The organism is Nonomuraea sp. NPDC048882 (assembly GCF_040649755.1).
GTDB lineage: Bacteria > Actinomycetota > Actinomycetes > Streptosporangiales > Streptosporangiaceae > Nonomuraea > Nonomuraea maheshkhaliensis.
This window is the reverse complement of sequence record NZ_JBEZGB010000003.1, coordinates 464,304-476,891: the sequence shown is the minus strand read 5'-3', so window position 1 is coordinate 476,891 and position 12,588 is coordinate 464,304. Positions and strand designations below refer to the sequence as shown.

Sequence of the window (12,588 nt, the reverse complement as noted above, 5' to 3'; positions counted from 1 at the left end):
GCACGAACGCGACTGCTACGAACAGTGCTGCTATGAACTGGGCTGCTACGAACGGGGCCATCACGGACAGGGCTACTACGAACGGGGCCGCTACGAGCTGGGCCGCATGGACGCTTGCGGTCGGGCGGGTCCGGCCGGTTCGCCTGGTTCGCCTGGTTCGCCCGGTGGCAGCAGGCGGGCGAGGTTGCCGCCCTGGACGAGGGCGCGGTCGGCGTCGGTGAGGGGGGCCAGGGCGACGCGGCCGAAGCCGATCCGCAGGTCGAGGAAGCAGGCGTCGGAGCCGTAGATCACCCGGTCCGCCCCGACCAGCCCGGCCAGGCGGGCGATCCAGCGGCCGGTCATCTTGGAGCCGCAGATCTCCAGGAACAGGTTCGGGTACGGGCCCGCCAGCTCGGCTGCCCTGGCGAAGCCGTTCGGCCAGAGCCCGGCGTGGCCGAGCAGCAGCGGCACGTGCGGATGCCGCCCGGCCACGGTGACGAACTGCGCGGGGTCGCTCCACGGGGAGCCGGTCTGGCCGTGGGCGAGCACCGGCAGGCCCAGCTCCCAGACGGGGTCGTAGCGGCGGTCGTCGAGCCGGCATTCGTGCACGTCCGGATGGATCTTCACGCCCCAGACGCCCTGGTCGGCGAGGTGGTTGCGCTGGTGCGGGTTGTAGACCTGCCAGACGCCGATCCGGCCGGGATGCCGCTCGGCGGCGGCGAACGCCAGCCGGTTGCCCTCCTCGGCGTCCGGGCCGACGGCGAGCAGGTGGCTGATGCCGATCGCGTCGATGCCGAGGCGGTCCATCAGGGACACCATCCCGTCGGCGGACGGGTCGGGGATGAGGAAGTCGGGCCACGATCCGAGGTGGCCGTGCGCGTCGAGGATCATCACACATCTCCTTGCCTGAACAGGCCGATCCGAATGGCCCCGACAGGTTGCCCGCCCGAGGCGGTCAGGTTAATGCGGATCAACGCGAGTCTCCTGGCCCGGGCAGGGCGTCCAGGTCAATGGGGATCACCGTAGGTCTCCTTGGCCGAGCAGGCTGCCGCCTGAGGCGATCAGGTCGATGTCGGCCTCCGGGAGTTCGAGGTGGTCGAGCAGGAAGCGGGGCCCGCAGTCGTCCATGACGGGAGCCCCGGTGCCGAACACCAGCCGCTCGGCCCCGTAGTGCGCGGCCAGCCATTCGACGCCGCGCTGCGTGTTGACGGTGCCGATCTCCAGCCACAGGTTGGGCATCTCGGCCATGAGCTCGCCGATCGCGCGCAGCCGCCGGTAGCCGGGGCTGAGCAGCAGGACGCGCAGTCCCGGCAGCCGGCGGGTGAGGGCGACGAGCTCGGAAGGCGAGGTCTCGTCGAGTTCGATCGCCGCGACGGCGCCGAGGTCCGCCAGCCGGCGCAGGGCGGTGGGGCCGGTGAGCTCGTACCGGTGGCGGGCCGGGCAGAGGCGGACCATCGGCACGTCCCAGTCCTGGGCGGGCGCGAACGCCTCTGGGAGCAGGACGGGCACCGGGACGAGCCGGGGGTCGCGCAGGCCGAGCAGCGCCTCGTTGCCCGCGTGGACGTCGGAGTAGAGGCTGAGCGTGTGGGTGACGCAGGCGCGGTGGATGCCCAGCCGGTCCATCTCCTGCCCCGGGTCGCGGGGCAGGTCGTCGAAGGGCACGGGCCCGATGAGCCGGTGGGCGTCCAGCACTAATTTCGGCACAGACCGAAATTAGCCTTGCGGCGGAGTGACGGTCAAGAGCGGGCAGCGCGGGTTCAGGTCCACCCTGGCCAGCTGCCGGCCGCTCATGGTCCACGCCTTCCACGAGCCGGGTTCGAAGTGCAGCTGCGGGTTGGTGTACCAGTCGTCGCCGAGACCGGTGGCCAGGTGCCTGGCGGGGCCGAGCGGGCCGGTGCCGGGCTCGTCCGTGCCCAGCTCGTACGCGTTGCCGCCGCCGAAGAACGTGGCGGCGAACACCCTGCCGCGATGCACCGTCAGCTCGCCGTACCCGGACAGCGTGCCCCGCTGCCTGACCGTCCCGGTGGCGAGGTCCATGGCGATCCAGGTGCCGGAGTCGCGCTTGTAGACCCCGTACAGCAGGCCGCCGTGCACCTTGACGTCCTGGAACGTGCGCATGCCCGGGACCGGGTCCACCTGCCAGCGCACCGTACGGGTGCGCAGGTCGAAGGCCGCGACGGAGGCCGACGTCCTGACCGGCGGGGTCCCGCCGCCGCCGAGCACGTCGCCGCCCAGGTAGACGACGCCCGCGCGGGAGTCGAGCGACAGGCTCATGAGGCTCTGATCGGGGATGACGCCCGGGTAGGAGTCGATCGCGCCGGTGGCCGGGTCGATGATCGACAGGGCGCCCTCCAGCCTGGCGCCCAGCGGGGCGGAGGCGACCAGCAGTTTGCGGGTCACCGGGTCGTACTCGATGTCCCACGGGCGCTGCTGGTCGTGGCCCAGGCGGGCCAGTGGGCGGACCTCGTCGGTGCGCAGGTCGATGGAGACGACCTGGCCGCTGGGGTAGAGGGCGGCGTAGATCTTGTTCCCGTGGCGTACCAGGTCCTTGGGCTCGCCGGGGACGCGGAACCTCCGCTGCTCGCCCGTACGCAGGTCGCGTACGTCCATGAAGAAGTGCCCGCCGACGTAGACGGCGCGGCCGGGCACCAGCAGCATGCTCTGCGGGCGCTCGGCGCCCGCCGGCAGGCCCGCCTCGATCAGGTCGGTGAACGAGGACGCGCCGGTGCGCAGGTCGAGCGACCACATGCCGCCGCTGCCGGAGAAGCCGAGGAGGGTGTCGTCGCCGGTGAGCGCGATCCGCCTGGTCTCGTCGTCCTTCGACGGCGGAGCCGCCACCTCGGTGAGGGCGGTGTCGCCGGTGCGGTAGCGGTGGACCGCGCCGTCGGGGCGGGAGGTGGCGTAGACGGTGCCGTCGGCGGCGACCGTGAGCGCGTCGAGGCTGAGCGGGCCCAAAGGGACGTTCCTGGCGTCGGCGCCGTCCTTGCGCACGTCGATCAAGGTTGACCCGCTGACCGCGAGGACCCGGTCGCCGTGCTCGGCCACCACGCCGATGCCGGTCGTGCCCTGCGCCAGCTCCCTGACCGCGCCCGTGGCCCGGTCGATCGCCATCAGCTTGCCCTTGTCGAGCAGGCCCGCGTAGACGTTGCTCTCGTCGGCCGCGACCGCCCTGACGTAGCGCTCGCCGGCGGCGAGCACGCCGAAGTCGCGCACCGCGCCGGTGTCCGGGTCGTACTCCCTGACCCGGCCGTCGGGGTACGTGCCGGCGTAGAGGGTGCCGTCGGGCGCGGCGGCCAGCGACCAGATGAAGCCGCCGTTGCGGCCGAACGAGGCCAGGTGCGCCACCTCGCCGGTGGCCGGGTCGAAGCGGTAGAGGTCGGGGACGGGGTACGTGCCGACGTAGATCTTGCCGCCGGAGACCGCCGTGGCCCAGCCGCCCTCCGGCTCCCCCGTCGCGGGGACGTCGGGCAGGCGGGCGGTCCTGACGACCCGGCGGGTGGCCAGGTCGATCTCGACCAGTACGGGCGGTTTCTGGCCGCGGGTGACGACGTACGCCTTGCCGTCGTGGACGGTGGCGCCGACGATCGCGCCGGTCAGCGACGCCGGCCCGAACGTCTCCACCCGCGTCCCCGAACAGGACCGGGACCCGCCGGCGGTGGTGACTGTCACGTCGGACGACGTGGGGGGCGTGGGTAAGACCGCTGCCGAGGCCGGGGCCGCCGTGGTGAGGAGCACGGCGGCCAGGGCCGCTGAGAGCGTGAGGGAACCGCGCGGCATGGCCGCACCTCCGCGAGTTGTTGCCCAATTTTGGCCCAGACCGTAATCTGCGGGACGGGAATAGTCAATGGAGGCGTACGTGACGGCGTTCGACGCTGGTGAACTGGTCGGCGAGCTTGAGGTGACGTTCGACGTGGACGTGCTGGTCGGCGCGTATCCCGACCGCGACGGCCCGCCGGGCACCCCGGAATCCGTGCTCGCGGCCCTGGCCGGGCACCGCGTCAGGGCGGGCGCGGTGGCGTCGCTGCGGGCCGCCCTGTTCGACGTGCGCTCGGGCAACGACGAGGTCCTGACCCTGCACGGCACCACCGAGCGCTCCGAGAGTGGCGGTGGTGACGGCGCCGGAAACGGCACCGGGAACGCCGCCGGGGCGGCGGATGTGGTTCCGGTCGGGACCGTGGATCTGCGCGACCCGATCGGCGCCGTACGTGAGATCGACCGCCTCGAACCCCTGGGCGTGCGGGCGATCAGGCTGTTCCCCGACGAGCAGGGCGTCGAGGCGGGCTTCCCCTCGGTCCGCCACGTCGCCAAGCGGGCCGCCGCGTCGGGCCTGGTCGTGCTGACCGGCGGTGACGTGCGCAGGTTCTGGCAGCCGTTCTCCGGCCTGGACGCCAGAGTCGTCTTCCTGGACACGCACTTCTACCACCTCGGCGACTTCCTGGTGGCCGCCGCCGACGAGCCCGGGTTCCACGCCTCGACCCGCCTGCTCAACTCCCCCGACGCGCTGGAGACCGTCCCGGCCGATCGGCTCGTGTTCGGCTCGCGCACCCCCCACTACGAGCCGGTCGTGCCGCTGCTGCGCCTGGCGACCAGTGGCCTGACGCCGGACGAGATCGCCGCGGTGGCGGGCGGCAACGCGAGGAGGCTGTTCGGATGATCATCGATGTGCACGCCCACTGGGGCCCGTGGTTCTTCACCATGGACGTGGCCGGCGCGAACCTCTCGGCCATGGACCGCTACGGCATCGGCCTGTCGATCGTGTCGGCCACCGAGGCGGTGATCTACGACGCGCCGGCGGGCAACCGGGCCCTGGCGCGGTGGCTGGCCACGACCGAGCGCCATCTGGGCTACGTCACGATCAACCCGCGCAGGCAGGCCGACGCCGAGCGCGACCTGCGCGAACATCTCCCGACCGGCAAGTTCGCCGGAGTCAAGATCCACACCGACTACACGGGGTCGCCCGTCTCCTCGCCCCAGACGCGGGAGGCGCTGGCCATGGTCGCCGAGGCGGGGGTGCCCGCCCTCGTCCACACGTGGGGCGCCACGGTGCTGGACCTGGCCGAAGCCTGTGCGGACACACCCGGCCTGCGGGTCATCGCGGGGCACATGGGCGCCGACGGTTATCCGTACGCGATCGAGGCCGCGAACGCCTGCGACCGGCTCTACCTGGAGCCCTGCTACTCCCACGCCCCTGCGGGCCGCGTCGCCCGGGTCGCGGCGGCGGTGGACCGCACCCGGCTGCTCTTCGGCACCGACTCGACCCTCATCGACCCGGCGTCGGCGTTCGGGGCCGTGGCCGCCGCCGGGCTGGACGCGGAGACGGCCGAACTGGTCGCGTGGCGCAACGCCGTACGACTTTTTGATCTGGACATTACGGCCTAGGCCGTAATAGCGTGCGGCCCAACCCGTCCTGAGGAGTGCCAGCGCATGATCCCCCGCCGCCGTTTCCTCCAGGCCGCGGCCGCCTCCGCGGCCGTGACCTCCCTGCCCGCCCTCACCGCCGCCCCCGCACTGGCCGCGGCCCGCGAACGTGAGGGCACGATCACCGACCTCGGCCCGGCCAGCGTGACCAGCCCGCTGGGCAACGCCGAGTTCGTCGGCGACGTGCTCTACCTCGGCTCGCGCGGCCTGGCGCCCAACGTCGTCGGCGCCTGGGACCTGGGCCAGGACAAGGTCACCGCCCACTTCGACATCCCCTCGGGCGTGGGCATCTGGGCGATGTGCAAGGTCGGCACCGACGTCTACGTGGGCACCCACTCCAGGTCAGACCTGTACAAGATCGACACCCTGACCGGCACGACCACGAAGGTCGCCGAGTATCCCGACCCCTACATCTGGACCATGGCCTCCTCCCCCGACGGGAAGGTCTACCTGGGCACCTCACAGCCCGGCCGGGTGGTCGAGTACGACCCCGCCACGGGAACCAGCCGCGACCTGGGCCAGCCGGCCCCCGGCGAGGCGTACGTGCGCAGCATCCAGGCCGACGACACCCACGTCTACGCCGGCGTCGGCAGCAACGCCCACCTCGTCGCCATCGACAGGAGGACCGGCGACAAGCGCGAGCTGCTGCCCGCCGAGGTGGCCGACCGCGACTGGGTGTCGAGCATGTCGATCAGCGCCACGCACATCGCCGGCGGGATGAACTCCCTGGGCGAGCTGATCGTGCTGGAGAAGGCGGACCCGGCCGCGTACCGGGTGGTCAAGGCCACCGCGCCGGGCGAGAAGTACGTCGTGTCGGTGCTGATCCACGACGGCTGGGTGTACTTCGCCGGGCGGCCGTCCGGCACGTTCTACCGCTACCGCATCGAGGACGGCACGTACGAGGTGCTCGGGGTGCCGTTCCCCGAGGCGCAGACCGTGCGGATCCTGGAGCACGGGGGCCGCATCTACGGCGTCCAGGAGCCGGGCGTCTTCGTCTACGACCCCGCCACCGGCGGCATCGACTACGTGAGCCACGTGCAGAAGGGCTTCAAGGCCGCCCCCGAGGAGCCCATGTCCGTGCACAGCGACGGCGAGCGCGTCTACGTGGGCGGCAAGGGCGGCTGCGACGTGCACGACCTGGCCTCAGGCGCGGTCACCCGGCTGCCGATCCCCGGCGAGCCGAAGACCATCATGACCGCGAACGGGACCACGTACCTCGGGGTCTACACCCAGGCCGCCCTCTACTCCCACCGCGCGGGCGACGCCGAGGCCGAGCTGCTCCTGCGTACCGGCCACAACCAGGACCGGCCCAAGGACCTGTGCCACGACCGGGCGACCGGCCTGATCGTGATGTCCACCCAGCCGGAGCCCGGCCACCAGAACGGTGCGCTCGACGTCTACGACCCGCGCACCGGCCGGCTCGACACGTACCGGCCGATCGTCGAACGCCAGACGGTGTTCGCGCTGACCGCCCGGCTGGGCACCGTCTACATGGGCACCAGCACGCAGGAGGGGCTCGGCTCGCCGCCGGTGACGTCCACGGCCCGGCTGGCCGCGTTCGACCTGCGCCGCCGCGAGGTGAGGTGGGAGGTCGAGCCGGTGGCCGGCGCGAGCTCCATCACGAGCCTCAAGCACACGACGCTCGCGCTGTACGGCATCACCGGCGACGGCGTGCTGTTCGAGTTCGACCCGCGCCGGCGCAAGGTCACCCGCACGCTCAAGGTCTGCGACCGCGGGGGCGACCTGGTGCTGTCGGGGACGAAGGCGTACACGAGCGACGAGGACGCCGTCTACAAGGTCGACCTGGTCGCCTTCACCGCCCGCAAGCTCGTGGAGGGGCTGGCGAGCGACTGGTTCGGCGGCGGCTCCCGCATCGCCCTCGACCCGTCCCGCAGGGCCCTGTACGGCCTCAAGGGCCGCAACCTCATCCGCATCGCCATCTAGGCAGGTCAACGCCGCCTTGTGGCCGCGGGCTCGCCCGTCGCGGCGATGAAGTGCTCGGCCAGGAGCTGGTGCCGGAACCGATAGTCCCTGCCCTCGCTCCTGAGCAGGTCGTGACGGGCGCAGTAGCGCAGGAAGCGATTCAGCCGCCAGGGCAGGTAGCCCACGGCCACCAGGCAGAGCGTCACCAGCGGACTGAGGAGGTGGGCCTCGCGCCCTGTCTGGAAGGCCACGTACACCCCGCCACACGCGCCCACTCCGACGGACATGAGGTGGAAGACGAGCTCCGAGGGGAGCCAGTGGTGGGTGTCCGCCCCTATGAGGAACACCGCGAGCAGCGCCACCCCCAGCCCGACGAAGGGCACCCAGCCCACCTCGTCTTCGTTCTCATTGACGCTGTACCCTTCGCCATCCAGCAGGAAAGCGATCCCGAAGCAGACCGAACCGACCACGGCGAAGAAGCCGAGCGCGCACGCGCCGGAGAACACGTACGAGGCGGGAATCCCCGACAGAACCAGGTAACCCAGGCCCACGAAGTAGACCGCGCCCCCCAGAACGATCGCCGTGATCACGATGCTCGCCCCGGCGCGGCGGAAGAACACCCACGGCAACGGTTCGGAGCGCGAGCCGGAGCGACGGTCGGCGACCGTCACGACCACGGCCAGGATCAGGCCCACCACGACGACCGAACACCCGAAGACCGCCAGCAGCGCCAGCCAGTTCACGGACGTGGGCGGCTCCGGCAGCAGGCCCACCAGTGTGCTCACCGTTTCGGCGACGGTGAGGGCGAGCGCGGACAGGATCGTGCCGAGCACGGCGACCGTCGCGCCGAGACGCGCCGGCCCTGCCGGCCACACCCGCGGTGGTTTCCGGCTCCGCCGGCGCCCGATCAGCCACTGCGCCAGCACCATGATCAGCAGGCCGGCCGCGGCCGCGAGCGCGACGACGACTCCGGCGTGCCGCAGGAGAACCGCGGCCCCGGCGAGGGTGATCAGGGCCATCAGCGGCACGGCGAATAGGGAGCTGACAACGCGGGACATCTCCGCGGGCACCTCGTCACCGACCCTGATGACGCCCGGGCCCCACCGGGACGCCACGACCGGATCTCCCGGGGCGGCCAGCCGGCCGAGCCACCTCACCACGTCGGCACGTGTGTAGCCGGCCTGGTCGCCGCGCTGGATCGCCTCGTCCACGAACGCGTCGAGCAGCGCGCCTCGCCGCGCCGAGACGGACCCGCCCGCGCCTTCGTCGCGGGCCGGCTCGGCCACCGCCGCCACCACGGCCAGCCAGAGCGGGGCGTCGAGCAGATCCCACAGCGTCGGATCCCTGGTCACGGCCTGGCGGACGTGCTCCGCCTCCGGTCCGCCCTCCTCCAGCCAGGCGATCACCTTCTCGCGGTGCAGCGGCACGATGCGCACCGCACGCTGCAGCGCCAGCAGCTCACCGATCTCGGCGTAGTCGAGATCCCGGCCGCACACGACCATCGGCGGCACGGTGAAGCGGTCCTGGAGGTGGTTGATCCAGCGCAGACAGGCCCGGCGGCGGGCGGGCGGCACCTCGTCCAGCCCGTCCAGCAGCAGGACGATCCGGTGCGCGGCCAGGTATTCCACGGCCACCCGGTGGCCCAGCCCGTATTCCCCGGCAAGGATCTTCAGCAGCCAGCGGGTCCCGCCGTCCTGGTCGTCGTCCGCCGCGTGCCGCCGCCACACCCTGCGGGCGCTCACCGGCGAGAACGAGACGAGGTCGACCACCACGGGAACCGGCTGCGTCTCATCGGCCTCCGCGGCCGTCAGCAGGTGATCGGCCAGGTCGAGGAGCTGCGTCGTCTTTCCCGCTCCCGGTGCGCCGAGCAGCAGCAGCGACCGGCTCGCGTCCTCCCACGCGGTCCACACGCCCTGCGGTGCCGGCACCTGTTCGGCCGCCACGCTCAGCGCGTCCGGCGGACGCACCCGTTCCACGGCCTCCTCCAGGCTGATCTCGACCCGGCCGGCCGGTCGATGCACCAGGCGCGCGTCCAGCGTCGACCGCGCCCTGCTCAGCATCCGTTGCCGGAACCCCGGAGGAAACCGCCCGCCCTCCCTCATGCCGTGGTCGGCCCGGTACTGCCGCAGGGTCAGCCAGGTCGCCGCCGCGCCTAAGACCAGCACGGCCGGCACCGCCCACACCGGCGCGTCGTCGCTCGTCGCCACATTGATCAGCACGGGCAGCGCCACGAGGCCCAGGGCCGCTGAGACGATCACACGTGCTCGTGCCATCGCACACCCCTCGATCCCGCCCGTCACCCGGTGCCAACGACAAGCCGACCCTACTCCGCGCGGTGGCGCCCGACATGAGTATGTCTATCCCGTGTCAGCTCGATACCGGCGGACATTCGGTCCGGCCGTTTCAAGAACGGGCGGGCCGGGGGTGTCAGGTGGAGGCCGCGGCCAGGACGCCGGGGCGTTCGGCGTCGGGGAGGCCGGGGCCGTGGGGGTCGAAGGCGTGGGTGGCGGGGATGAGGCCCTCCGCCTCGGCCAGCCAGAGCATGCGCTGCACGTACCCCTCCATGGGGGCCGTGAACGTGGCCGCGGCCAGCCGGTCCAGCCGCGCGGAGGCCCGTTCGAACTCCCGCAGGTCGTCGCCGCGGAAGGCGCGCAGCACGGCGGCCGTCGCCGGCACCGACGCCGCCGCGATGCCCACCAGCGCCGCCTCGGCCCCCCACAGCAGCGAGGGGCCGAACATGCGGTCCTCACCGGTGATGGCCAGCCGGCCGGCCTCGCGGGTGAGCGCGATGGCCTCCTGGCAGCCCATCGCGTCCGACAGCAGCGCCGTCTTGAGCCCGGCCACGCCCGGGTGCCGGACGACCTCGCGCAACATGGCCGGCGGGCACGGCGCGGTGTAGAGGTCGAACGCGATCATCGGCAGCCCGGCCGCCGTCCACACCTCGTCGTGCAGGGCCGCCCGGTCGCCCGGCGACGGGAACACCAGCACGCCCCCGGCCCCCGCCGCGGCCGCCGCCTTGGCCTCCTCGGCCGCCGGGGCCGCGCCGCCGCCGACGCCGGCGATCACCGGGACGCCGGCCCGGCACGCGCGCTCGATCAGCCCCGCCCGTACGTCCGGCGCGAGGTAGGGCCCGCGCCCGGTGTGGGCCAGCACCGCCAGGGCGTCGGCGCCGGTCTCGGTCAGACGGCGGAAGTACGCCTCCGCCACGTCGAGGTCCACCTCGCCGGAGGCGGTCATCGGCGTCGCGGCGGCCGCCACCAGGGCGCCACGCAGGCGGTCGCGCAGACCGGCGGCCCGCGGGTCGATCGGCGTGCTCATCGTCGCTCCCCTCACCGGCACGGCCACGTCGGCCCGCCGGACGGTTTCACCGGCCCGCCACGACCGGCCGGACGGCTTCGCCGGCCCGCCACGACCCGCCACGACCCGCCACGACCCGCGACGACCGGCCCCGGCGACCAAGCGTAGGCCGTCAGGCCCGGATCACCTCAGCCCGGGTCTACTTCAGGCCGGTCATGGCGATGCTGTTGACCAGGTAACGCTGCAGCACGAAGAACACCAGCAGGCACGGCACCGCCGAGACCGCGGCCGAGGACATGAGCGTCGCCCACTGCATCTCCTCCGTCTTCAGCACCGTCAGGCCCACGGTCAGCGTGCGGGTGGCGTCGCTCTGCGAGATGACCAGGGGCCACAGGAAGTCGTTCCAGTGCCACAGGAAGACGAACACGCCCAGCGTGGCCAGAATCGGCTTGGTCAGCGGCACCACGATCGTCCAGTAGACGCGCAGCTCGGAGGCCCCGTCCACCTTGGCGGCGTCGAAGAGCTCGTCGGGCAGCCCGAGGATGAACTGGCGCATCAGGAAGACGGCCTGCGAGTTCGCCAGCGTCGGGACGATCAGCCCCCAGAAGGTGTCGGCCCCGCCGAAGTCGGACACCAGCACGTAGAGCGGGATGAGTGTCGCCTGGAACGGCACCATCATGGTGGCGAGGAACGTCCACAACATGGCGTCGCGGCCGGGGAAGCGCTTCTTGGCGAACGCGTACCCGGCCATCGACGCCGTCAGCAGGATGATCACCACGGAGACGGCCGAGTAGACCAGCGAGTTGATCGTCCACTCGGCGAACCCGGAGGCGTTCAGGACCCGCGCGATGTTGTCGAAGGTGAGCGAGGCGGGCCAGCGCACGGGCAGGGTCGGCTCGCCGCGCGGCGAGAGCGCCACGACGAGCATCGCGACGAACGGGCCCATCGTGAGCAGCGACATGATCGTGAGCAGGGTGTAGAGCGCCCACTTGCGGCCCCGGCGGCGGGGCGCGGGGGCCGGGCGGCCGGTCCTGGCGGCGGTGGGACGTGCGGCGGTCAGCGTCACGTGTTCTCCCTGCCGACGAAGCGGCGCTGGATCAGCGAGACGACCAGGACGACGGCGAACAGCACCATCCCCCACGTGGCCGCGTAGCCGAACTCCCAGAACCTGAAGCCGCGTTCGAAGATGCCGTAGATGAGGGTGTAGCTGGCCTTGGCGGGCCCGCCGCCGGTCATCACGTAGATCGTGTCGAAGACCTGGAACGAGGCGATCGTCTCGATCACCAGGACGAAGAAGAGGGCGGGCTTGAGCAGCGGCAGCGTGATGGAGCGGAAACGCTGCCAGGCGCTCGCGCCGTCCACCTTGGCCGCCTCCAGGTACGAGCCCGGGATGGCCTTCAGCCCGGCCAGCAGGATCAGCATCGAGTAGCCGAAGCCCTTCCAGCAGGAGACGAGGGCCAGCGCGGGCAGCACCAGCTCCGAGCGTTCCATGAAGGCGACCGGGGCCACGTCCAGCTTGGCCAGCAGGCCGTTGATCAGGCCGTCGAACTCGTAGATCCAGCGCCAGACGAGGCCGGCGAAGACGAAGCTGGTCACGTACGGCAGGAAGAGGATGCCGCGGAACAGCCCGCGCATGAAGACGACCGCGTTGAGCAGCAGCGCGGTGCCGAGGGAGACCAGCACGACCAGCGGCACGTAGATGGCCGTGTAGACGAGCGTGGCCCGGAGGCTGGACCAGAAGTTCGGGTCGTTCACGAGCCGGGTGTAGTTGTCGGCGCCGATGAAGTCCCACTCGCCGCCGATGTTCCAGTTCGTCAGGCTCATGCCCGCCGCGCCCAGCGTGGGGAAGATCTTGAAGATCAGGAAGAGCACGAGCATGGGCAGGACGAACAGCAATCCTGTGATCGGATCGCGCAGGCGATGACGCACCGGGTTCACACCTTTCCGAAAGGACGGGGCCCGCGCGGGTGA

At 72.1% G+C, this 12,588-nt stretch carries 10 protein-coding genes; 3 read left to right on the top strand and 7 right to left on the bottom strand.

Annotation, left to right across the window (positions count from 1 at the left end; translation table 11 throughout):
• Positions 1-90 precede the first annotated feature (90 nt).
• The 3 genes from AB0C27_RS12205 to AB0C27_RS12195 all read right to left on the bottom strand — a co-directional run bounded on the left by AB0C27_RS12205 (position 91) and on the right by AB0C27_RS12195 (position 3,756).
• On the bottom strand, positions 91-870 hold the full coding sequence (locus tag AB0C27_RS12205) for an amidohydrolase family protein (protein WP_357841827.1): 780 nt from the start codon (positions 868-870) through the stop codon (positions 91-93).
• A 126-nt stretch (positions 871-996) separates the two neighbouring features.
• Positions 997-1,683 (bottom strand): amidohydrolase family protein, encoded by a 687-nt coding sequence (locus AB0C27_RS12200; RefSeq protein ID WP_357841823.1) that lies wholly within the window; start codon positions 1,681-1,683, stop codon positions 997-999.
• A 9-nt stretch (positions 1,684-1,692) separates the two neighbouring features.
• Positions 1,693-3,756, bottom strand: coding sequence for a PQQ-binding-like beta-propeller repeat protein (locus AB0C27_RS12195; RefSeq protein ID WP_357841820.1), 2,064 nt, complete (start codon positions 3,754-3,756; stop codon positions 1,693-1,695).
• A gap of 79 nt (positions 3,757-3,835) precedes the next feature.
• On the opposite strand from AB0C27_RS12195, the gene AB0C27_RS12190 reads away from it, so the two are divergent.
• From AB0C27_RS12190 to AB0C27_RS12180, 3 genes are read left to right on the top strand one after another with little or no spacing between them, the layout of a single operon-like run.
• Positions 3,836-4,633 (top strand): hypothetical protein, encoded by a 798-nt coding sequence (locus AB0C27_RS12190; RefSeq protein WP_357841817.1) that lies wholly within the window; start codon positions 3,836-3,838, stop codon positions 4,631-4,633.
• Positions 4,630-5,358: an amidohydrolase family protein gene (locus tag AB0C27_RS12185; protein WP_357841814.1), complete on the top strand. Its 729-nt coding sequence runs from the start codon at positions 4,630-4,632 to the stop codon at positions 5,356-5,358. Before AB0C27_RS12190 ends, AB0C27_RS12185 begins: the two co-directional genes overlap by 4 nt.
• A 45-nt stretch (positions 5,359-5,403) precedes the next feature.
• On the top strand, positions 5,404-7,341 hold the full coding sequence (locus AB0C27_RS12180) for a hypothetical protein (protein WP_357841811.1): 1,938 nt from the start codon (positions 5,404-5,406) through the stop codon (positions 7,339-7,341).
• A gap of 5 nt (positions 7,342-7,346) precedes the next feature.
• Here AB0C27_RS12180 and AB0C27_RS12175 read toward each other — a convergent pair whose 3' ends face one another.
• The 4 genes from AB0C27_RS12175 to AB0C27_RS12160 all read right to left on the bottom strand — a co-directional run bounded on the left by AB0C27_RS12175 (position 7,347) and on the right by AB0C27_RS12160 (position 12,546).
• Positions 7,347-9,593 (bottom strand): hypothetical protein, encoded by a 2,247-nt coding sequence (locus AB0C27_RS12175; protein ID WP_357841808.1) that lies wholly within the window; start codon positions 9,591-9,593, stop codon positions 7,347-7,349.
• A gap of 154 nt (positions 9,594-9,747) precedes the next feature.
• Positions 9,748-10,638: a dihydrodipicolinate synthase family protein gene (locus AB0C27_RS12170; RefSeq protein ID WP_357841805.1), complete on the bottom strand. Its 891-nt coding sequence runs from the start codon at positions 10,636-10,638 to the stop codon at positions 9,748-9,750.
• 178 nt (positions 10,639-10,816) lie between these two features.
• Positions 10,817-11,683 carry a carbohydrate ABC transporter permease gene (locus AB0C27_RS12165; RefSeq protein WP_357841802.1) on the bottom strand — a complete coding sequence of 289 codons (867 nt, stop codon included), beginning with the start codon at positions 11,681-11,683 and terminating at the stop codon, positions 10,817-10,819.
• Complete coding sequence (locus AB0C27_RS12160; RefSeq protein ID WP_357841799.1) at positions 11,680-12,546, bottom strand: sugar ABC transporter permease; 867 nt, start codon at positions 12,544-12,546, stop codon at positions 11,680-11,682. The genes AB0C27_RS12165 and AB0C27_RS12160 overlap by 4 nt, the downstream gene beginning before the upstream one ends.
• Positions 12,547-12,588: the final 42 nt, after the last annotated feature.

What these genes read in the sequence shown, in the direction of transcription:
- AB0C27_RS12205 (WP_357841827.1), bottom strand. Translation starts at nt 870, where the DNA reads ATGATCCTCGACGCGCACGGCCACCTCGGATCGTGGCCCGACTTCCTC.
- AB0C27_RS12195 (WP_357841820.1), bottom strand. Translation starts at nt 3,756, where the DNA reads ATGCCGCGCGGTTCCCTCACGCTCTCAGCGGCCCTGGCCGCCGTGCTC.
- AB0C27_RS12185 (WP_357841814.1), top strand. Translation starts at nt 4,630, where the DNA reads ATGATCATCGATGTGCACGCCCACTGGGGCCCGTGGTTCTTCACCATG.
- AB0C27_RS12180 (WP_357841811.1), top strand. Translation starts at nt 5,404, where the DNA reads ATGATCCCCCGCCGCCGTTTCCTCCAGGCCGCGGCCGCCTCCGCGGCC.
- AB0C27_RS12175 (WP_357841808.1), bottom strand. Translation starts at nt 9,593, where the DNA reads ATGGCACGAGCACGTGTGATCGTCTCAGCGGCCCTGGGCCTCGTGGCG.
- AB0C27_RS12170 (WP_357841805.1), bottom strand. Translation starts at nt 10,638, where the DNA reads ATGAGCACGCCGATCGACCCGCGGGCCGCCGGTCTGCGCGACCGCCTG.